The organism is Spongiactinospora rosea (genome assembly GCF_003315795.1).
In the GTDB taxonomy this organism is placed as follows: Bacteria; Actinomycetota; Actinomycetes; order Streptosporangiales; family Streptosporangiaceae; genus Spongiactinospora; species Spongiactinospora rosea.
The window spans coordinates 344,331-365,053 of sequence record NZ_QMEY01000005.1; the positions used below are offsets into that span (position 1 = coordinate 344,331).

The window sequence follows — 20,723 nt, forward strand, 5'->3', positions numbered from 1 at the left end:
GTTCTCTGTCTGCCGGTTCTCTCTCCTGGGCCAGGTGCCCCGGAGCGGAGGGACGTACGTCGTGAATCCCAAATTACGCGGCTCCGCCGCCGTCATCCTGCTCGTCACCGGCATCGGAGGGATCGCGGTCGCGTTGGCCCTCCGCCTCGTCGACCAGGCCAGCGGCATCGCCGACACCGTGGGCGTGCTCATCACCGCGCTGGCGTTCCTGTACAGCCGCCGCCCCGATCCCGTCTCACCCGAAACCCTGATCCAGCACCTGCGGGCCGAAACGCTCGGCGCGCTGCGCCACGACGCCCAGGAACGCGGCCTGCTGCGCCCCGAACTCCTGCCCGTCCGGCTGCGCAGCCGCAACGGCGACGACGCCTGGCCCGAACCCCGCGCCGCCGTATGGTCGGCCACCGACTTCCAGGACCACGCCGCCGGCCTCGTCACCGCGACGGACGGGCACCGCCGGCTGATCGTGCTCGGCCCGGCCGGGGCGGGCAAGTCCACGACCGCCGTGATGATGGCGCTGGGCCTGCTGGCCAGGGGCTACCTGCCCATCCTGCTTAAGGCCACCACCTGGGACCCGTACCACACCGCCTTCGCCGACTGGGTCGCGAAGGAGGTCGTCCTCGGCCGCGGGGTACGGTACGAGCACGACCGTGGCCTGTGCCAGGCGCTCAGCGACCACGAGCGCACCGTCTTCCTCATCGACGGCTTCGACGCGTCCACCGCGCACACCCGGCGGGCATTGGAACGGCTGGAAAAGGAGGCCCCGCACGACCGCCACCTGGTGCTGTTCGCCAGGGGTGACCGGATCGCCGCCCCGCCCCACTACACCGTGCACACCCTCATGCCGCCGAAGCCCAAGGCGGTGTACAAGTACCTGCGGCAGCTCGCGGGACGGCTCGAAACCGAGGACCGCTGGCGGCCGGTGCTGGATCGGGTCAGGCGCGGGGCGCCCGACGAGGTCACCGGCCTGCTGTCCAACCCGCTGTTCCTGAGCCTGGCCCGTCGGGCGTGCGCGGACGCGGGCGACGCGGACGGCGATCTCGACCCCGGGCGTCTGGTGGCGCTCGTGATGGGGAAGGGCCGCGCGGCGGCCGAGAAGCGCCTGCTGAACGAGTTCGTGTCCACCGTCATGCGCGGCCGGTTCGGCACGGCCCGGGCACGGCGATGGCTGGGCAACCTGGCCGCCATGCTGCGCCGCCGGGTGGGCGGGCGGGTGGCCTGGTGGCAGGTGTACACCGAGGTCCCGGCCGCCGTCCCGGCGGTCGCCGCCGGCCTGGTGCTGCTGCCCGCCTACCAGCTCGCGCTCGTCATGCCGCTCGGACTGACCCGCGGGCTCGCCATCGGCCTGGCCGCGGGGGTGGTGCTGGGGCTGCTCAGAGGGGTGCGCCCGTCCTGGCGGGCCATCGCGCTCGCGGGGATCACGGCGTCGGCGGGCGTGCTGGGGATCGGCCTGGCGGGCCTGCCCGCACTGATCCCCGCCGATGAGCCGGTGCTCCCGTACGTCATCGGCGACACGGTCGAACTGGGCACGGCCTTTGTGCTGACCCTGGCCTGCCGCCCCCTGCTGATCCGCAGAAGCCCGCTTCCCGTCCTCACCCGCCTGCTCGTGCCTGGGCGGGTGGTCGCGGCCTTCGCGGTGGCCCTGGTCGCCTGCGGTTCGGCGTCGGCGTGCCTGGTCGCCGAGTGGTCCGGCGCGAGGTTCCCGCTGGTCGGCGGGTTCGTGGCCATCGTCGTGTCCATGGGCACCGGGACCGGCATCGCCACCCTGGCCGCGCGCGTCATGGCCGGCGACCTGGCCGCGCCCCCGATGCCCGCCCGGATCGTCCCCCGGCTCACCACCGCGCTCGGCTCACCGCTGCCGTACCTGCTGCGGGCCTTCCCGCCGACCGTGCTGATCGGCGTCATGGCCGGGCTGACCGGCATGGTCCGGATCAGCCTGGACTACGGCATGCAGATCGTGATCGTCTTCGGGCTGGTGCTGGGCGTACCGGTCGCGCTGGTGATCGGAGTGCTCAACTGGCTCGCCCAGCCGCTGGAGGACCCCTCGGCCGCGACCGCCACGACGATCCGGCGCAACGACGGACTGGCGGCGATCAGCTGCGTCGTGGCCATCGCCCTGGCGGCCACCGCCGGCATCCTCATCCTCCAAGGTCCCGGCCAGGCCCTCATCGCGGAGGTCCAGAACGCCCCCGGCTTTCACGTACAGCCGTGGCAGGGCGTACTGTTCGGGCTCACGCTGGGCGTCGTACTCGCGTCCCTGCGGACCGCCTCTCCCGCGGTCCTGGTGGGGCACGTGTGGCTCGCGGCCCGCTCGGCGTTCCCGTGGCGGATGCAGCGCTTCCTGGACACGCTTCACGAACGCGGACTGCTGCGCAACACGGGCCCGTACTACGAGTTCAGCCACACCCTGCTGGCCGAAGTGCTCGACGATGACACCTCTCGCACACCCTCGACCGTCACACCTCGCCCGGCCGATCCCCGTGGGTGATCTCGCGAGGTGAATCTTCCACCAACCGGCCTATGGCATCGGCGACCTCGATCGACCGGAAGAGCTCCCATGGATCAGTCGGAAACCGGTGAACTCGCGTGTTGCCGCCTTCCGTCCAGCGTCCCGCTCTGCTCAGGAAGACCTGACGCGGCTCCAGGCGTGCATCGGGAGCCGTGGCCGACAGGGTGTAGCTGAACCATGCCCGTTGTTTCTCCGTGAGGGTGTCCAGAATATCGACCGGCAGTTCACCGGCCACCCGTTCCATGGCCGACCTCAGGAACCCGCCGGCCACGAAAAGCGCGTCATCCGGCGCCAGTTCGCCGACCGGAGGGACAGGTGAACCGCGGCCTTCCGGGTCCATGCCCTGGCAGAGGTCGGCAAGGAGGTCCTGTGCCACGCGGGGAGAGGTCCACTCCGGATCGAGCAGAACAAGCGGAACGTCCTCCGGCAGATACTCGGCGGCGAGCGACCAGGCCAGTGCCGCGCCGGAGCAGTATCCGAGAATGGCGTCCGGCTTTCCCTCGTGGCTCTTGAGCCATTTCCGCCAATAAGCCGACTGCTCATTCATCTCATGGACTCGTGATGACATGCCGGGAAACCGGAGCGGGTCGATCTTCACCACCTCCTCGGCCGGTCGGCCGAGGAGAAGTGAGCCGAAGGACCGTTTGGGGGTCTCGTCCCGGAATTCGATCGCCACCACAAATCGCCGCAAGGCAGACACCTCACCGAAAGTTGGATTTCACAGAGACCCCACCTTTTCCCGCTCGCGCAGATCTTTGACGCGGCTCACGTAGTCCGTGAGGACCGGGTGTTCGAAAAGGACCTCCAGCCCCACGTTCACCCCGAGGTCCTTGCGCACCTGCCCCGTGACGCGGGCGGCGAGCAGCGAATGGCCGCCGACCGCGAAGAAGTCATCATCCGGCCGGGGGGATCGTCCGAGCAGTCCGCCCCAGATCTCCGCTATGGCGCTGAAGACGCCTCCGTCCTCCTGAGGCGTGAGATCGAGCACCGCTTCGCCGGCGGTGTCCGGCAGGGAATGGGCGAGTGATGCGCGGTCGACCTTCCCGTTCACCGTCAAGGGCATCGACTCCAGGCGGCGGATGATCGCGGGGACCATGTACCGCGGCAGCATGCCCAGTAAATGCGCACGGATCGCGCTCTCGCCTGCGTCTCCGCAGAAGAAGGCCAGCAGCCTGCCGCCGTCATCGCCGGCCTGGTGGACGACGGCGGCCTGACTCACGTCGCCGCCTGCCAGAATGGCCAGCTCTATCTCCGTGAGCTCGATTCGGAAGCCACGAAGGCTGACCTGGCCGTCCCTCCGGCCGACGAATTCCAGCTCGCCGTCCGGCGCCCATCTGCAGATGTCGCCGGAACGGTACCATCGCCTCCCCGCCTGGTCGGTGATGAATTTCTCCGCGGTGAGGCGGCTGTCATTCCAGTATCCGGTGGCGAGTATCGACCCGCCGATCAGAAGTTCGCCGTCGATCCCAGGCTCTGCGACGTCATCCCCGGAGGCATCGGCCAGACGCACTTCGGCATCCCGGACAGGGCGTCCAATGGGCGGCAGCGCGGCATTGCCCGAGTTTCGCAAATCGCCGGTGGCCGTGGTGACCACGGTGGCCTCCGTTGGGCCGTAGTGATTGTGCACCGCGGCCGGGAAATCCCTGGGCGGGTACACCCGCAGCCGATCTCCATCTGCTCGGCGAGCGGGGTGCTCAGGAAGCACACGTCGATCTTTTGGACCGTCAGGAACTCGATGATCTGGACTATGCCGCCGGCCACCGGAGCCGGGGGGAGCACCAGGGTGGCCCCGGACGCGAGCGTGCTCCAGCACTCCCACGCGGAGGCGTCGAATCCGAGCCCGGCGAATGCCGCGACACGCGTACCCGGGCCCGTGAGGTACGTCTCGCGGTGCCAGTTCACCAGATCGGCCAGGCTGCCGTGGCCGACCGCGACACCCTTGGGCGTTCCGGTGGAGCCGGAGGTGTAGATCACGTACGCGGTCGCGTCCTCGGCGGCCCAGCCGGATGGCCGCGCGCCGGCGTCCAGTCGCCGCCGCAGGCGAGGTGAGACCTCCACGGACTGAGGACGCGCGTCCGCGAGAATCGACCGCAGGCGCCCATCGGGCAGTGCCGGATCCAGCGGCAGATAGGCGCACCCGCTGCGCCAGACGGCCAGTTGCTCGATGACGCAGGCCGTTCCGCGCTCGAAGAGCGTGGCGACCAGTCCCCCCGGGCGGTGGTTCGGGCCTGCTGAGATGCGGGCGGCCGCCTTGGCCGACTCGGCCCACAACTCACCGTAGGTGATCGATTCGGTGCCGCATTCCATCGCCACCGCGGGCGATGTCAGCCGCCGAGGTGCGCGCCGCCGTTGACGTGCACGACCTGGCCCGTGATGTGACCGGCGCCGGCGGATGCGAGGAACGCGATCGTGGCGGCGACGTCCTCCCCCCGACCGGCGCGGCCGGTGGCGGTCTGGGCGACCAGCGCGGTACGGCGCTGCTCGGGCAGCCCGTCGCCGAAGAACTCGGTCTCCTCGACCAGCCCCGGGGCCACGACGTTGGCGGTGATGCCGCGCCCGCCGAGCCGGAACGCCAGTTCGGCGTTCCAGGCGAGCCCCCCGGCCTTGGCCGCGCCGTAGCCCGCCGCGCCCTTGGCCGCGGCGATCGAGCCGAGGGTGACAACGCGGCCCCCGTCCGCCAACCGTGGCGTGAGCGCCGCCGTCACCAGCACCGCGCTCACCAGATTGGCCTCCAGGTTGGCCAGCCACGCGGCCCGCAGCCCGGCCAGGTCGCGGGGCTCGGGCCTGCTGAGGTCGGTGTTGCCGCCCGCGTTGTTGACCAGCACCTCCACCCGCTGCGGCAGCTCGGGCAGCGCGGCCTCGATCTCGGCGGGAACCGTCGCGTCGAACGGCACGGCCCGCACCCCGCGCCCCAGCTCGGCCACCGCCCGGTCCAGGACGTCCTTGCGGCGGCCGGTGATCACCACCTCCAGGCCGTCGGCCGCCAGCGCCGCCGCCGTGGCCCTTCCGATCCCCGTGCCGCCACCCGTCACCACGGCCGTACGCGTCATCCTCGAACCCCTTGTTTAGACCTAAACTTCTATTCGTAGAATAGGAAACGTGATCCAGCACCGCAAACCCGACGCCGTAGACGAGATCCAACTGGCCTGGCACCGGGAGCGCCCCGGCACCCCTGTCGCCTCGATCGGGATCGTCACCCGCATGTGGCGGGCCGCCAAACTGTTCGGCGACGAACGCCGACGCACACTGGCCCGGCTCGGCATCGACGGCGCCACCCTCGACCTGCTGTCCACGTTGCGGCGCAGCGGCCCCCCGTACACCATGACCCCGGCAGAACTACGCGCCTCGTGCCTGGTCACGGCGGGCGCCATCAGCCAGCGCGTCACCCGCGCAGAAAAGGCGGACCTTGTGCGCACCACACGCGGCCCGCGCGGGCGCACCCAAATGGTCACCCTGTCCGATGCCGGGCACCGGCTCGTCGAGGACACCGTCGATGCGCTGCTGGCCCATGAGGACGCGCTCATCGCCCATCTCGACGAGGACCAACGCGAACACCTCACCGTCCTGCTCCGCGACCTGCTGGACGGCCTGATCGAACGCCTCGACGCCGACGAACGCCCTGGTCAAGTCGGCGACGATGCCCCCGGACCGTGACCGCCGAGTCGGTACCGGCCGAGTTGATCGGCCTTGATGAGCAGTGCGGCCGTCCGGGGATCCAGTGCCGGGGGCGTGGTGGTCATTTTCTCTCCCTGGGTGATGAGAAGGCCGTCAGGCGGGGGGCGCCGCGGGGTGCCGGGGGAGCAGCAGCGGGGTCGCCAGCAGGAGTACGCCGGCCAGGCCGATCGCGATGTGCGGGCCGAACACGCCGCCCAGTACGCCCCAAACGGCGGTCAGGAGCGCGGTCGAGGCCCTGGTCGTCACCGCCCAGGCGGACAGCGTGCGGGCGACCCGGCCGGACGCGGTGCGCTCAAGGCGGTAGGTGGCGTGGACGGGGTTGAAGACCCCGCAGCAGAAGATGAGCCCGAGTTCGACGCCCATCACCAGCAGCAGCCCTCCGGTGCCCGGCCTCAGGAAGACAAGGCCGATGGGCCAGAGCGCGCGCAGCGTCCCGGCCGTGACCAGGACCCGGTGCGGCCCGAACCGGGTGACGAGCGGCCGGGCCAGCCGCGACCCGAGCAGCCCGCCGATCGCGGGTGCGGCGAAGGCGAGGCCGTACTGCCATGCGGCGAACCCGAGCTTGCCGAGCATCAGGACGGCCAGCAGCGCGTCGGTGGCCATCACCAGGCCGTTGAACATGACGGTGTTGAAGAACAGCGGGCGCAGCGCCGGATCGGCGAGGATGTACCGCCACCCGTCGAGCAGGTCCCCGGCCCGCATACGCGCGGCCTGCCGCCGTTCGGGCCGCGGTTCCTGGCCGCCCACCATGCGGATGCCCAGGGCCGAGAGCAGGTAGCTGACCGCATCGGCCACCACCGTCGCCACCGGACCGAACACCGCGATCGCGGCACCGCCCAGCGGCGGTCCGATGATGGTGGTCGTCCAGGTCGTGGACTCCAAGCGGGCGTTGGCGACGAGCAGGTCCGCGGCTGGCAGCAGCGTCTTCAGGTACGCGCCGGAGGCGGCGCGGAAGGTGATGTCGGCCGCCGCGACGACGAGCGACACCAGCAGGAGCTGGGCGAAGGACAGCACGCCGAACGCGAACGCGGCCGGGATCGTCAGCAGCGCCGCGGACCGCACGAGGTCCATTCCGACCAGTACCGGCCGCTTGCGGCGGAACTCCACCCACGGGCCCAGCGGCACCGCCGCGTCCGGCCACGACCCCGCCGAGACCTGGGTGCCGGGCTGGGCGATCCCGCACTGAGGTGAGCGTGAAGTGCGCGGTGTAGGTGAGGATGATGCGGCGGTTCTGCGGCCAAGCCGAGGGACCTGGGCTCGGAGAGTGAATGCGACTGGGGCGGGGCGGCGGGTACGGCGTCCTGGGTGGATCCGGCGGAGGAACTGTGATCTTTTGTCCCGGTGCACCCCGTTCAGCCTTCAGCCCGTCTTCGGCTTCCGGTGACGCGTGTGCGGTTCATCGTGCGGGTCCGATGACGTCGTCGCCGAAGACGGCGGCGAGGGCCTTGCCGATCAGGTGGGGAAGATCGGTCCGCCCGTCGTCCTCGGCCCAGCGCACCATCGCCGTGTGCAGGGCGGCCAGGCAGGCGCCGGCCGCCGCCTGAGCCTGGAAGGCCGTGTCGGGGTCGGGGGTCTCGTCCTCCAGGGCGCCGATGATGGCCTGCTGGAGGGCGTACTGGTTGTCCAGGTGCCTGGCCCGCAGCGCCGGTGTGGAGATCATGAGCTGGAGGCGGGCGAGCAGGAACCGCCGGTCCGCCGCCCGGTCGTCGCCGGTCAGGGTGGCGGCCGCGTCGACGAGCGCGCCGCCGATGCGGCGGACCAGGGGCCGGCCGGCGGGTGACGCGGCGATCCGCTCGGCGATGAGTTCGCCGTGTTGGTCGGCCAGTACGAGGTCTTCCTTGGTGGGGAAGTGCCGGTAGACGGTCATGGGCGACACACCGGCCGCCTCGGCGACGTCGTTCATGGTCGTGGCGTCGTATCCGCGCTCGCCGAACAGCCGTATCGCGTGCGCCTGGATCGTGCGCTGCGTCTGGGCTCGTCGTCGCGCTCGCAGGGTTGAGGGCTGCTCAGGCATGTGATAGACACTACCATCGTGATAGCGACTACCAGTTCGGTAGCTTCTAACAGCCGGGAGTGGTGGGCAGATGAATGATCTGATCGGCAGGACGGCCCTGGTGACGGGGGCCTCTCGCGGCATCGGCCGGGCGATCGCGACCCGGCTTGCGGCCAGGGGAGCGATGGTGATCGTGCACTTCGGCACGGATGAGGACGGCGCGACGGCGACGGTCGGCGACATCGAACGCGGCGGCGGGACCGCCCTCGCCCTCCGGGCGGAGCTGGGTGTGGAGGGCGACGTCGAGAAGCTTTTCGCGGGAGTAGAGACGGGCCTGGCCGGACGGCCCCTCGACATCGTCGTGAACAACGCGGCCGCTCAGCCCGCCGGCCCGCTCGGCACCACGACCCGCGCCGAGTTCGACCACCTCTTCGCGGTGAACGTGCGGGCGCCGTACTTCATCATCCAGCGCGCGCTGCCCCTGCTGCGCGACGGTGGCCGGATCATCACGATCTCGTCCGTCGCGACCCGTATGGCCAACCCCGCCCAGACGTCCTTCGCGATGACCAAGGGCGCGATCGAGACGATGAGCCGGACCCTGGCCAACGAAGTCGGCGTCCGGGGGATCACGGTGAACGCGGTCGCCCCCGGCGCCACCCGGACGCCCGACAACGCGGCCGTTTTCGAGGCACCTGGCCTGGCCGGGTTCATCGCCGCCTCAACGGCGCTCGACCGCCTCGGCGGCGCCGACGACGTCGCCGACGTGGTCGCGTTCCTCGCCTCCGACGCCGCCCGCTGGATCACCGGCCAGGTCATCGACGCCAGCGGCGGCCTGTTCCTCGGGCCGCGCACCTGACGCCGTGGATCACTAGCCGGTCCCGGGTCCCAGCGACGGGCGGCCGAGGAGGGGCGGTGTGCCGGTCCGCCGTACCCCCTGCCAGGCTGCTGGGATCATGCGAGGCGACGGCCGGGGTACGGGGGCAGCGGGTGGACTGGATCACTGAAGGCGTTCGGGCGGTGAGCGACCTCCCTTTCCCACTGGTCGGGCTGGTGGCCGGAGTCATGGCGTTCGCCGAGTCGGGGCTGGGGGTCGGCTCGGTCGTCCCCGGGGAGACCGCCGTACTGCTGCTCGGAGTCGCCGCCACCACCCCCGTGCGGTTCGCCGCCATGCTGCTGATCGTGGCGCTGGGGGTCACCACCGGCGATCACGTCGGCTACGGGCTCGGCCGCCGGTACGCCGATCGCATGCGCGACACCCGGGTGGTGCGACGGCTCGGCGTACGCCACTGGGATCGCGCGACCGCCGCGTTGCACCGCCACGGCGCGGCCGCGGTGTTCGTTACCCGGCTGATCCCGATCGTCCGCACCCTCACACCCGTGGCGGCCGGGGCCGCGCACGTGCCCTACGGCCGGTTCCTCCCGGCCTCCCTGACAGGCTCGCTGTTGTGGTCGGCGGTGTACGTCGGCCTGGGCGCGTTCGCCGGAGCGTCGGCTTCCCACCTGGAGGAAGTCCTCGGACGCTTCTCGTGGCTGCTTCTCGCGGCCCTGGTGCCGTTCGCCGCGGCGGTGACCTTGCTGCGGCGTCGCCTCCGGGCGTCGGCAGGTCACGGAGATGACGAGTCTCGCTGAGGCCACATCGACCTATGGAGACGAGCCGGCCATTGCCACCCGGCCTGCCGCAGACAACAGGGCCGCTTCCTGCCACGGCGACCGCACCCATCAATGGCGGGGAACTGTTCTCCGATGGGCCTGCCATCGTCCTGCTCTACAGCGGGATGCCAGATCTGCCGATGTGGGGTCCTCGATGTCGCGGGCGACTTCGCCCCACATGACGCCCTTGTCACCCTCACGGCGCGGGCAGGCTCAGGGCAGTGGGAGCCGCCGACCGCCGGGCGGAGATCGGCGCGCCGGTGCTGGTGCTGGACGGCGCCGGCATTTCGTCCAATGCCGAACTCGTCGCGGGTAGCGGCCCTGGTATGCGCCATGTCCGGATCCCGTCGGCTGAGCACGCCATGCTGATCACCGTGATCCGACGTGAACCCGTACGGGTGGAGAGGGCATCTCTGAGCCGCCCGCTCATGGGCTGATCTCCGCTACCTTCCAGCGGTTCCGGCCACTGGCTCGGCCGGTAGGGTGTCGCGCCGTCTCGGCAGCGCGGCCGCCAGCAGGGCGACGGCGACGAGTACCACGGCGATGGCGGCGAAGGCCTGCCCGTAGGCGGTCGCCGGTTCCTGCGCCTGGGCCGGGCCGGTGGGGTCGTCGCCTCGCTGTGCCGTGAGCGCGACCAGGGCGGCCAGGCCGAGCGCGCCGCCGATCTGCTTGGCGGTGTTCATCAGCCCGGAGGCCGCCCCCGCCTCGGCCGGGGCGACGCCCGAGGTGACGGTGACGGTGAGCGGGGTGTTCAGGAGGCCACCGCCGAGCGAGATCAGCACCGCTGGGCCGAGAATGGCCGTCAGGTAGTCCTGGCCTGGGGCGATGTGGCTCTGCCACCAGAACCCGGCCGCGCCGACCAGCGCCCCGGCGGCGATGAGCACGCGATCGTCGGTACGGCGCATCAGCCACGGGGTCAGGCGCAGGCCCACCAGCAGGGTCAGCAAGGTGTGCGGCAGGAACGCCAGCCCGGTCAGCAGCGGCCCGTAGCCCAGGACGTCCTGCAGGGACAGGGTAAGGAAGTACCACATCGGGTTCAGGCACGCCCCGGCCAGCAGCATCGCCACATTTCCCAGCCAGATCGGCCGCGGCCGCAGCAATGCGGGCGGAACCAGTGGTGCCCGCGCCACCCGCACCTCGACCAGCGCGAACACCCCCAGCAGGAGCACCCCGGCGAGCGCGACGACGGGCGTCCCGGACAGGCCGTACGCCAGCGCGGCCAGCCCGGCTGTGGCCGCCACCGCGCCGAGCACGTCCAGCCGCCGCCCGCCGCGCGGGTCGGGACCGGGAGCCAGCCGGCGGGTCGCGGTCAGGCAGGCCAGCCCGATCGGCACGTTGATCAGCAGGATCCAACGCCAGGACAGATACTCCGTCAACGCCCCGCCGACCAGGTTGCCGGCCGTACCGCCCGCCAGGCTCACCGCCGTCCAGACCGCGATCGCGTGGGTACGCCGCGGCCCCTCGGGAAAGACGGACGTCAAGATCGTGAGTGTGGCCGGGGCCAGCACCGCCGCCCCGACCCCCTGACCTGCCCGGGCAGCGATCAGCCAGCCCGGCGCGTCCGCCAGCCCGCCGGCCAGGCTCGCGGCGGTGAACACCACCAGGCCCGCGGTGAAGACGCGCCGGTGCCCGTACAGATCGGCCAGCCGCCCGCCCAGCAGCAACAGCCCGCCGAAACTCAGCGCGTAGGCGTTGCCGACCCACGCCAGATGCCGGGCGTCGAAGCCGAGCGCGTCCTGGATGGACGGCAGCGCGACATTCACCACCGACACGTCCAGCACCACCATGAACTGCGCGGCGCACAGCAGCGCCAGCACGACCGGCACCGACCCCACCCTCCTATCACGATGCGATCACATCGTCTTACTGCGGGCTCAGCATATACTCCGATGTGAGCACATTGAAAAGATGGGTGAGCTCGTGAGGCCGGGAACGCACCACGCGCACCGGGTCGAAGTCGACGAGTGGCAAGCACCGGAAGGCCGACCGGTACAGGGGCCTCAGGCCGCACAAGCGGCGGAAGTCAACAATGCGGTAGATCCCGATGATCCATGAGGCGAGGATGGCCGAATGGACACCGACGATCTGATGGCCCGTGCCGACCGGTTCGCCGAGGCGGAGCGATATGAGGAGGCCGCCGAGCTCTACGCACTGGCCGCGGGCGAGGCCGGCGCGGGGGTGAAGCACGCCTCGATGCTGTTCTTCCTGGAGGATTACCCGGTGGCCGAGCGGATCCTGCGTGAGGCTGTGGACAGCCGGGATCCGGATGCCTTCCCCTGGTTCGCCGATGTCCTGATTGCTACCGGCCGTCCGGCGGAGGCGGCTCACGTCATGGGGCAGGCGGCGGAGCTGGGGTTGCCGGGGGCCATGCTGCGGACGGGGGCGATCTGGGCTGATCTGGTGGGCGACCGCGCAGCCGCGGAGCAGTGGTACCGCAGGGCCTTCGATCAGGGGTTGCCGGGGGCCAGGAACGACTACGGGGCCTTCCTGTCCGAAGACGAGTCGCGCTGGGCTGAGGCCGAGCGGATGCTCCTTGAGGCGGTCGAGGAGGGCGACGACCTCGCCTTGGGCAATCTCGGCGGCCTGGAATTGGACCGGGGAGACCTGGAAGCGGCGATCGGCTGGCTGGAGCGCGGCGTGGCGGCCCGAGCTGAAGGGTCCACGGCGCTGTTGAAGCTCGCCGAGGCTCAGGAGCGGCTCGGCCGTGACGAGGAGGCGCGGCGGAACTACGAACGCGCGGTGGCGGAGGGCATTCCCGATGCCAACGTGAAGAGGGCCCTCTTCCTGAGCGACGACGGCGCGCCCGCTGAGGAGGTCGAGGCCGGTTTCCGCCGCGCCGTCGAACTCGACGACGACGGGGCGCTGTACTACTACGCCGAGTTCCTGGCCGGTCAGGACCGGGAGGATGAGGCGCTGGCCTGTTACCACCGGGCCGCCGAGGCCGGATCGGACGCCGCCTACGAGGAGCTCGGCGAGATCTACCTGCGGCGGGGCGACATCGCCGCAGCCGAGGACAACTTCCGCAACAGCATCGATGCGGGCTGGGTCGGCGCCGTGCTCGGCTACGCCCGCCTGCTCCGGCAGGAGGGGCGCGACGCCGAGGTGGCCGCGCTGGTGCCGGTGGCCGTGGGACTGGGCGCCACCCCTGAGGAACTGCGTGAGCTGGCCGGCGAGGATTGAGCATTCCGTCGAGCGTCGGGGCCGATGTGGATTCGGTGAGCCCGTGAATGGCCACCAGTGGGCGAGGGGCGTGTCCGCTGATGCGTTTGTCGCGTGTGATCCCCGCGAGACGCGACAAATGAAGGGTGCTTTCGGGCGGAGCTTCCCGCAAGGCTGAGGGCATGGACGTGGGTATGGGCGAGGGTACGACGGCCCTGGCAGGGGCGAGGATCATCGATGGGACCGGGCGGGATCCGGTCGATGGGCTCGTGGTCGTGGTGAAGGACGGCCTGATCCAGGAGGTCACCCGGCGTCCGCCGCGGGAGGCGGTTGTCGTCGATCTCGATGGGCGCACGCTGATCCCGGGGCTCATCGACGCGCATGTGCATCTCGGGCTGTCGAGCGACATGCAGGGGCTCGTCACGGGTCAGGTGTCGGCGGCGGAGATCGCGGCCTCGATCTTCAGGTGTGCCGAGCAGGCGTTGATGGAGGGCTTCACGACGGTGCGCGACGCCGGTGGCATCGACGCGGGGGTGGTCAGGGTGATCACGTCCGGGCTGATGCCCGGTCCTCGCCTCCTGGTCAGCGGGCCGATTCTGTCGCAGACGGGCGGAGGCGGGCACTATGCCCCCGGGTGGGAGCCGGTGTGCGTGTGGGAGTCCCGGGATCTGCCGGGGCTGCTGGGGATGTCCCTGCTCGCCGATGGTGCCGACCGGGTGCGCGGGGCGGCCAGGGAGGCGTTCAGGCGCGGGGCGGACTTCCTCAAGCTCATGGTCACCGGCGCGGTGCTGGCCCATGAGGACGAGCTTGAGCACACGCAGTTCACGGTCGAGGAGATCGCGGCCGCCGTCCAGGAGGCGCGGGCGCGCGGCACGTACGTCACCGTGCACGCGCACAACAACGCGGGCATCCGCAACGCGCTGGCGGCGGGCGCGACGTGTGTCGAGCACGGCAGCCGGCTGGACGAGGGCACGGCGGCCGCGATGGCGGAGCACGGTGCGCGGCTGGTGCCGACCCTGGCGGTGGTCCACCAGCTCATCGATTCCGCGCAGGATGTGGGGCTTCCCCACACGGTGGGCGTCCGGGCGGCGTCCGTCCTGGATGGCATGCGCGACGCGATCAAGATCGCGCGGAGCGCCGGGGTGCTCGTGGGCTCCGGCTCCGACCTGATCGGCCCCGACCAGTCGCGCAGGGCGCGGGAACTGCTCTACCGGTCCGAACTTCTCGGCCCGATGGCCGCACTGGTCGCGGCCACCAGAGACAATGCCGAAATCCTCGGCCTGGCCGACCGGGTGGGGACCATCGAGGCGGGCAAGATCGCCGATCTCGTCGTGCTCGACCGCGATCCGCTCGACGACCCACGGGCCTTCGCGGACGACGTGGCGATGGTCGTACAGAGCGGCAGGACGGTCCTGGCTAGAGTATGAAGGTGCCATCGGAGCTTCAACGGCTGGTCGACGGTGTCGCCCAGCGGACGGGGCGGTCGATCGCCATCGACGATCCACGGCTGCGCCTGCTGGCCTACAGCGCCCACCAGGGAGAAGTGGATCCCGCGAGGCAGCAGTCGATCCTGCGTCGCGAGGTCTCAGGCGAGCTGGTCGCCTGGGTGCGCGACCACGTGCCGAAGGACTCCGACGAGCCCTTCCACCTGCCGCTGCACCCGGACCTCGGCCTCACCATCGACCGGCTGTGCGTCCCGATCAGGCATCGCACGGTCCTGCTCGGGTTCTTGTGGGTGCTGCTCACCGAGCCGGCCGACGACCGCCTGGTGGCCATCGCCCGCGAGGTCGCCCAGGACGTCGGCGTCCTGCTGCTCAGGGAGAGCTTCCTTGAGGAGATCGCGCACAGCCGCGAGCGCGAGCTGGTCAGGGACCTGCTCGACCAGGACGCCTCCGTACGCGACTTCGCGGCCGAACAGCTCGCCCGCGACGAGCTGTTCGTCGCGGGCGACACCTGCGTCCTCGTGACGGCGGGCCGCATGGACCAGGTGCCGCCGGACAGCTGGCGGGTCGGGCTTGAGCTCGCGCTGCAGCGCGCCCGGCGGGAGTTCCCCGCCCGGCACTGCCTGCATCTGGTGCGCCCCGACCACGCGGTGCTGATCGTGGCGCCCGCCGGCACCTGGTGGCACCGCAGGCCGCTGACCGAGATCGGCGATTCGCTGCGCGCGCACTGCCGGCGCGAGCTGATCGCCGACGAGCCGCTGTGGGTGGGGATCGCGCCGCGCGGCTCCTCGCTCCGCGAGGTGCATGGCCTCTACGAGCAGGCCCTGCGCGCGGTCGAGGTGGCCAGGCTGGTACGCACGCTCGGCCACACGGTGCTCGCGGACGGCCTGGGCGTGTACGGCCTGCTCGCCGAGATCCCCCAGGAGCGCCTGCAGGTCGTCGGGCTGCACCCGGGGCTGCAGGCGCTCCTCGACCAGGACGACCCGCAGAGCAGGACCCTCGTGGAGAGCGTCGAGGTGTTCCTGGAGAACGCGGGCGACATCAAGGCCACGGCCGAGTCCCTTTCGGTCCACCGCACGTCGCTCTACAACCGCCTGCACCGTTTCGAGCAGCTGGCGGGCGTCAACCTGCGCAGCGGCGATGACCGGCTGGTGATCCATCTCGCGCTCAAGCTGGCCAGGCTGACCGGTCGGCGCTGACTTCCCGCAGCCAGGACCGTTCGCCGGTCGGCACCGAGTCGACCAGCCGCCGGGTGTAGGCATGCTCGGGCTCGTCGAGGACGCGGTCGGCCGGGCCGCACTCGACGATCCTGCCCTGGTACAGCACCGCGACGTGGTCGGCCACCTGGCGTACGACGGCCAGGTCGTGGCTGATGAACAGCAGGCTCTGCCCGTCCGCCCGCAGCTTGCGCAGCTCCTTCAGGATCTGTGCCTGCACCGAGACGTCCAGCGCGGCCACCGGCTCGTCGCAGGCCAGCAGGCGCGGCCGTACGGCCAGGGCACGGGCGATGGCGACCCGCTGGCGTTCGCCTCCGGACAGTTGGTGCGGGCGTCGTCCGGCGTACTCCGGCGGCAGCCCCACCCGCTCAAGCAGCCCGCCCACGCTCCCGCCGTCGCTGCGGCGCAGCGCCTCGGCCAGCGCGAACCCCACCGTGTGCCGGGGGTTGAGCGAGGAGTACGGGTCCTGGAAGACGCACTGCACCAGCCGGTGGGCCGCGTGGGCCGCGCGCGGGAAGACCTCCGTTCCCGCCACCACGATCTCGCCCCGGTCCGGGCGTTCGAGGCCGAGCAGGCACCTGATGAGCGTGGTCTTGCCCGAGCCCGATTCGCCCACCACCGCGAGACTCGTCCCGGCCGGGATGGTGAGGGCGACGTCCGTCAGCGCCGGTACGCCTGCGTACGCCTTGGCCAGCCCTCTCACCTCCAGCGCGGGCGGCACGCCGGCCGTCGCCGTCGCCGCCGGGGGCGGCCCAGGCTCCGGCTCACGGGGACTCAGGTCGAGGTGGCGGCGGCAGGCGGTCAGGTGACCGGGCGCGCGCGGGGTGAGGGGCGGCCGCCCCTGCACGCACGCCGGCTCCCGCCAGGCGCACCGCGCGGCGAACCCGCACGTGCCCTTGACGTCGTTTGCCCGTGGGACCGCGCCGTCGATGGCGAAGAGGGTCCTCGCCCGGCGGTCGAGCGGCGGTTCGGCGGCCAGCAGTCCCGCCGTGTACGGGTGGGCGGTCTCCGCGCGCAGGTCCTCCGGCCGTCCCGACTCCAGGATCGAGCCCGCGTACATCACCAGCACCCGTTCGCACAGGGAGAAGGCGACCCGCAGGTCATGGGTGATCAGGAGCAGGCCCATCCCGCGCGCCTGCTGGGTGCGCTGGATGAGGTCGAGCACTTCGCGCTGGGTCGTCGAGTCGAGCGCCGTGGTCGGCTCGTCGGCGATCAGCAGATCGGGGTCGGCGGCCAGCGCGGCGGCCAGTCCCACGCGCTGGCGCATGCCGCCCGACAGCTCGAACGGGTAGCGGCCGGCGACCCGTGGGTCGTCGATGCCGACCTCGGCGAGCCGCCGGGCGATCTCCGGGCGGCCGATGCCGCGGTGACCGTGGGCGCGGCGGGTCTCGTCCAGGTGGGTCCGGACGCGGGTGAAGGGGTTGAGCATGGTGAACGGGTCTTGGAGGAGGAGGGAGACGCCGCTGCCGCGCACGGCCCGCATCCCGCGCCCCGGCAGGGTCATCAGGTCCAGGCCCGCGTAGTGGACCTCGCCGCGGGCCGTGACTCCCGGCGGCAGCAGCCCGGCCACGGCCTTGGCGACCATCGACTTGCCGCTGCCGGACTCGCCGACCAGCGCCAGGCTCTCCCCGCGCCCGACCGTGAGGGAGACACCGTCGACGATCACGCCATCGCCCGCGCCCACATGGAGATCGCGTACGTCGAGCAGCGGGTCGTTCATGACGTCCTCCGGTCGAGCAGCCAGTCGCCGAGGATCGTGACACTGGCGGCGACCAGCACTAGGAGCAGGGCGGGCACCACGCTCGCCCAGGGGTTGACGTCCAAGAGGGTCCTGTTCTCCGAGATCATGCGTCCCCAATCGGGTGAACCGGCGGGCGAGCCGAGGCCGAGGAAGGAGAGCGCGGACAGTGAGACCAGCGAGTAGCCGAAGGTGAGCAGGCCGTTGGCCACCACGGTGGGCGAGATGTTGGGCAGCACGTGGACGACGGCGATCCTTACCCGGCTCAGGCCCAGAACGCGGGCCGCCTCCAGGTAGGGCTGGTGGCGCTGGGCCAGTACGGCGGCGCGCACGATGCGGACGTCGCCGGGGACCGCCAGCACGATCAGGGTCATCACCGCGACCGGGTAGCCACCGCCGAGCACGCCGACGACCACGATCGCGATCAGTCCCGACGGCAGCGAGTACGCGAAGTCGACGAACCTCATGACCAGGTTGTCGGCCCATCCGCCGAGGAAGCCGCAGACCAGCCCGAACACCGTGCCCAGCAGCGTGGCGGCAATGGCGGCCACGACGGGCCCGGCGATGGCCTCGCGCCCGCCCGCCAGGATCCGGGAGAAGACGTCGCGGCCGAGTTCGTCGGTGCCCAGCAGGTGAGCGCCGCCGGGTCCCAGGGCCGACCGCATCAGGTCGCCGTTCTCCACGCTGAGCGGCGCGAACCAGCGCCCCGCTATCGCGACCGCGACGAAGGCGGCCGTGCAGAGGGCCGCCGCCACGACCGACGCCTTCATGCCCCCGCGCGGGGCCACGACCGACGCGCTCATGCCGCCGCCCGGCGGCGCAGGCGGGGGTCGAGCGCCAGGTAGGACACGTCGACGAACAGGTTGACCAGCAAGGTCAGGCCGGCGGCGGCCAGCGCGATGCCCTGCACCATGGGGATGTCCTTGGCGGCGACCGCCTCCACGATCAGCGCTCCGGCCCCCGGCAGCGAGAAGGTCACCTCGATCAGCACCGCGCCCGTGATGGAGTAGCCGAGGACCAGCCCCGCAGAGGTGGCCACCGGCAGCGCGACGCCGCGCAGGGCGTAACGTATCCAGACCACGCGGCCGGGCAGCCCGCGCGCGCGGGCGAAGGTCAGGTGGTCGCGGCCGACCACGTCGAGTCCCGCCGCCCGGGTCTGCCGGGTGATCAGCGCGATCTGTGACAGGGCCAGCGCGATGGCCGGCAGGGTCAGATGGTGGATCTGCTGCATGAATCCCGATCCGGTGCCGAACACGGGGAACCAGGCCAGCCGCACCCCGAAGACGTAAAGGAGCAGCGTGCCGACGGCGAAGCTGGGCGCGCTGACGGCCAGGACGGCGCCGGTGCTCACCGCCCGGTCGGCGGCCCGGCCGCGGCGGGCCGCGGCCACCAGGCCGAGCGGAACGCCGATCACCAGGATGAGCAGCGTCGCGTAGACCGCCAGCCCGACGGTGATCGGCAGCCGCTCGGCGATCCTGGCGAGCACCGGCTCACCGGTCTGCAGCGACTCGCCGAAGTCTCCCCTGATGACGCCTCCCAGCCATTTCGTGTACTGCACGAGGAAGGGGTCGTCGAGGTGGTAGCGGTCCCTGATGGCCGCGATCAGCTCGGGGGTCGCCGGCCGGGTGCCGAGCAGCGCCCGTTCCGCGGACCCCGGAGCGAGTGACAGCAGCGCGTAGACCGCCAGCGAGATGGCGCCGAGCAGCCCGACGGAGACGGGGACGCGCCAGGCGAGCAGGCGTACGGCGGCGCGCATTCAGTCCGCCGCCCGCAGCCGCGTGGCCCACTGCTGGGAGAAGTTCAGCCAGACGCTGGTCCCGTCGGGGAGCGCCAGCCTGTTGTTCAGCGCGAGGCCCAGGTCGGGGTGGAACAGCGGCGCGTAGGGCATCTCGTCCGCCAGCGTGGTCAGGATCTTCTGCAGTCCCTCCACCCGTTCCCCCGGCTTCGCGGTGGACTGCGCGGCGAGGAGCCGTTCCAGCTCGGGAGTGGTGAAGCGCGCGGTGTTGAAGGCTCCGCCGCCCAGCACCAGGGAGGGGATGGCGGCCGGGTCCGGGTAGTCGGGGGTGTAGGGGATGATCTGCAGGCCGAGCTTCTCCTTGCCGTAGAGGCGGCCGATGTACTCCTGGAAGGGCACCTGCCGGGGGGTCAGCTCGACGCCGAGCGGCTTGAGGTTCTGCGCCGTGTTCTGGAGCACGTCGCCGAGCCACTTCATGCTCGCGGGGTAGGGCACGCTCACCGCGAACCCTTTGGGGTGCTTCGAGGCGGCCAGTTCGGCGGCGGCCTTGGTGGCGTCGAAGGGCAGGCCGGGGAGCCCGTCGTACAGGCTGCGCACCTGGTCGGCCCCGGCCTGCTCCGGCGCCAGCCCCGACCAGATGTCCGGCGCGGTGATGCTCGCGGCGACCCGGGCGTGCCCGTCGAACAGCGCCCGCGCCAGGTTGCCGCGGTCGACGGACATCGCGATGGCCCGCCGTACGCGAGCGTCGTCGAAGGGCGGCGAGGTCACGTCGAAGGACAGGTAGACCGACTGCGGCGAGGGGCCCCAGGTCACGGTCGCCGACCGCAGGCCGCGCCAGCGGCGCGACAGCGAGGGGTCGGAGAGGAACGTGCCATCGATGTCGCCGGACTGGACCGCCAGCCGCAGCGTCTCCGGGTCGCTGACGACCTTGAACTCCAGCCTGGCGACCTGAGGCTTGGCGCCCCACCAGCGGTCGTTGCGGACCAGCGTCGCGCCGGTGGCGGGGGAGAAGGACTCCACCTTGTAGGGGCCGCTGCCCATGGTGCCGACCTGGGCCGTGCCGAATCCCTTGGGGTTGGCACCGACGAAGGAACGTTGCAGGACCTGGCCGGCGAGGGCGGGCACATAGCGGAAGAAGGGGTCGGGACGGCTCAGCTTGACCGTGACGGTGTCGGCTGAGGTGGCCTTGACGCTTCGCACCGCGCCGAAGTAGGCCCCGAACTCGCTCGCGACGGCGTCGTCGGTGTGCCGTTCCAGGGAGAAGGCGGCGTCCTGGGCGGTCACCGGTTTGCCGTCCCAGAAGACGGCGTCGGTCCGCAGCTTGTAGACGTAGGTCAGCCGATCGGGCTGGGACCAGGAGAGCGCCAGGCCGGGCACGAGCCTGCCCGCGCCGTCGAGGTAGAGCAGTGAGTCGTAGACCTGCTGGTAGATGAGGGCCGACTTGCCGTCGTAGGCGCGGGCGGGGTCGAGCGCGCGCGGGCCGCTGTCCAGGCCCCAGGTCACCTTGGCGACCTCTGCGGGTCCGGTACGGCGATCGGGCCGCTCCGCGCCGCAGGCGGTGAGGGCGAGCAGGAGTGCGAGGACCGCCCCTGATCGTTTGAACATTTT

The 20,723-nt window shown here is 71.5% G+C and carries 18 protein-coding genes and 1 pseudogene; 8 read left to right on the forward strand and 11 right to left on the reverse strand.

What is annotated here, in order from left to right; translation table 11 throughout:
* Positions 1-61 precede the first annotated feature (61 nt).
* Positions 62-2,485 carry an NACHT domain-containing protein gene (locus DP939_RS15800; RefSeq protein ID WP_113981445.1) on the forward strand — a complete coding sequence of 808 codons (2,424 nt, stop codon included), beginning with the start codon at positions 62-64 and terminating at the stop codon, positions 2,483-2,485.
* On the opposite strand, the gene DP939_RS15805 is transcribed toward DP939_RS15800, so the two are convergent.
* The 4 genes and pseudogenes from DP939_RS15805 to DP939_RS15820 all read right to left on the reverse strand — a co-directional run bounded on the left by DP939_RS15805 (position 2,454) and on the right by DP939_RS15820 (position 5,556).
* Positions 2,454-3,182 (reverse strand): hypothetical protein, encoded by a 729-nt coding sequence (locus tag DP939_RS15805; RefSeq protein ID WP_147268008.1) that lies wholly within the window; start codon positions 3,180-3,182, stop codon positions 2,454-2,456. The two genes, DP939_RS15800 and DP939_RS15805, sit on opposite strands and share 32 nt — an antisense overlap.
* A 42-nt stretch (positions 3,183-3,224) precedes the next feature.
* Entirely contained in the window at positions 3,225-4,100 is an 876-nt protein-coding gene (locus tag DP939_RS48685) for a non-ribosomal peptide synthetase (protein WP_263972318.1), read from the reverse strand.
* A gap of 89 nt (positions 4,101-4,189) precedes the next feature.
* Positions 4,190-4,813, reverse strand: a pseudogene (locus DP939_RS48690) (AMP-binding protein); the annotation flags it as partial.
* Positions 4,814-4,830: 17 nt separating this feature from the next.
* The gene (locus tag DP939_RS15820; protein WP_113981449.1) at positions 4,831-5,556 is read right to left on the reverse strand and encodes an SDR family oxidoreductase; all 726 of its coding nucleotides are present in this window, start codon (positions 5,554-5,556) and stop codon (positions 4,831-4,833) included.
* Between the two features lie 49 nt (positions 5,557-5,605).
* On the opposite strand from DP939_RS15820, the gene DP939_RS15825 reads away from it, so the two are divergent.
* Positions 5,606-6,160 (forward strand): MarR family winged helix-turn-helix transcriptional regulator, encoded by a 555-nt coding sequence (locus tag DP939_RS15825; RefSeq protein WP_225878274.1) that lies wholly within the window; start codon positions 5,606-5,608, stop codon positions 6,158-6,160.
* A gap of 114 nt (positions 6,161-6,274) precedes the next feature.
* On the opposite strand, the gene DP939_RS15830 is transcribed toward DP939_RS15825, so the two are convergent.
* Complete coding sequence (locus tag DP939_RS15830; RefSeq protein ID WP_263972319.1) at positions 6,275-7,306, reverse strand: MFS transporter; 1,032 nt, start codon at positions 7,304-7,306, stop codon at positions 6,275-6,277.
* A gap of 271 nt (positions 7,307-7,577) precedes the next feature.
* Complete coding sequence (locus DP939_RS15835; protein WP_113981450.1) at positions 7,578-8,195, reverse strand: TetR/AcrR family transcriptional regulator; 618 nt, start codon at positions 8,193-8,195, stop codon at positions 7,578-7,580.
* A 70-nt stretch (positions 8,196-8,265) separates the two neighbouring features.
* Between DP939_RS15835 and DP939_RS15840 the strand changes: the two genes are divergently transcribed.
* The 3 genes from DP939_RS15840 (at position 8,266) to DP939_RS15850 (ending at position 10,261) form a co-directional block, all read left to right on the forward strand.
* Positions 8,266-9,030 carry an SDR family oxidoreductase gene (locus tag DP939_RS15840; RefSeq protein ID WP_113981451.1) on the forward strand — a complete coding sequence of 255 codons (765 nt, stop codon included), beginning with the start codon at positions 8,266-8,268 and terminating at the stop codon, positions 9,028-9,030.
* Between the two features lie 161 nt (positions 9,031-9,191).
* A complete protein-coding gene (locus DP939_RS15845; protein WP_225878276.1) occupies positions 9,192-9,803 on the forward strand; it encodes a DedA family protein in 612 nt (203 codons plus the stop codon).
* A gap of 242 nt (positions 9,804-10,045) precedes the next feature.
* Positions 10,046-10,261: a hypothetical protein gene (locus DP939_RS15850; protein ID WP_113981452.1), complete on the forward strand. Its 216-nt coding sequence runs from the start codon at positions 10,046-10,048 to the stop codon at positions 10,259-10,261.
* A gap of 6 nt (positions 10,262-10,267) precedes the next feature.
* Here the strand turns inward: DP939_RS15850 and DP939_RS15855 are convergent, their stop codons facing one another.
* Entirely contained in the window at positions 10,268-11,650 is a 1,383-nt protein-coding gene (locus DP939_RS15855) for an MFS transporter (RefSeq protein ID WP_263972320.1), read from the reverse strand.
* A 244-nt stretch (positions 11,651-11,894) separates the two neighbouring features.
* On the opposite strand from DP939_RS15855, the gene DP939_RS15860 reads away from it, so the two are divergent.
* The 3 genes from DP939_RS15860 (at position 11,895) to DP939_RS15870 (ending at position 15,624) form a co-directional block, all read left to right on the forward strand.
* The gene (locus DP939_RS15860) at positions 11,895-13,004 is read left to right on the forward strand and encodes a tetratricopeptide repeat protein (RefSeq protein ID WP_113981453.1); all 1,110 of its coding nucleotides are present in this window, start codon (positions 11,895-11,897) and stop codon (positions 13,002-13,004) included.
* A 161-nt stretch (positions 13,005-13,165) separates the two neighbouring features.
* Positions 13,166-14,410, forward strand: coding sequence for a metal-dependent hydrolase family protein (locus DP939_RS15865; protein WP_199565189.1), 1,245 nt, complete (start codon positions 13,166-13,168; stop codon positions 14,408-14,410).
* Positions 14,411-14,412: 2 nt separating this feature from the next.
* Entirely contained in the window at positions 14,413-15,624 is a 1,212-nt protein-coding gene (locus DP939_RS15870) for a PucR family transcriptional regulator (RefSeq protein WP_147268009.1), read from the forward strand.
* On the opposite strand, the gene DP939_RS15875 is transcribed toward DP939_RS15870, so the two are convergent.
* From DP939_RS15875 to DP939_RS15890, 4 genes are read right to left on the reverse strand one after another with little or no spacing between them, the layout of a single operon-like run.
* Complete coding sequence (locus DP939_RS15875) at positions 15,593-17,362, reverse strand: dipeptide ABC transporter ATP-binding protein (protein ID WP_113981456.1); 1,770 nt, start codon at positions 17,360-17,362, stop codon at positions 15,593-15,595. The genes DP939_RS15870 and DP939_RS15875 overlap by 32 nt on opposite strands.
* Positions 17,359-18,183: an ABC transporter permease gene (locus DP939_RS15880; protein WP_225878277.1), complete on the reverse strand. Its 825-nt coding sequence runs from the start codon at positions 18,181-18,183 to the stop codon at positions 17,359-17,361. Before DP939_RS15880 ends, DP939_RS15875 begins: the two co-directional genes overlap by 4 nt.
* Entirely contained in the window at positions 18,180-19,136 is a 957-nt protein-coding gene (locus DP939_RS15885; RefSeq protein WP_113981458.1) for an ABC transporter permease, read from the reverse strand. The genes DP939_RS15880 and DP939_RS15885 overlap by 4 nt, the downstream gene beginning before the upstream one ends.
* Positions 19,137-20,720 carry an ABC transporter substrate-binding protein gene (locus tag DP939_RS15890; protein ID WP_113981459.1) on the reverse strand — a complete coding sequence of 528 codons (1,584 nt, stop codon included), beginning with the start codon at positions 20,718-20,720 and terminating at the stop codon, positions 19,137-19,139.
* Positions 20,721-20,723: the final 3 nt, after the last annotated feature.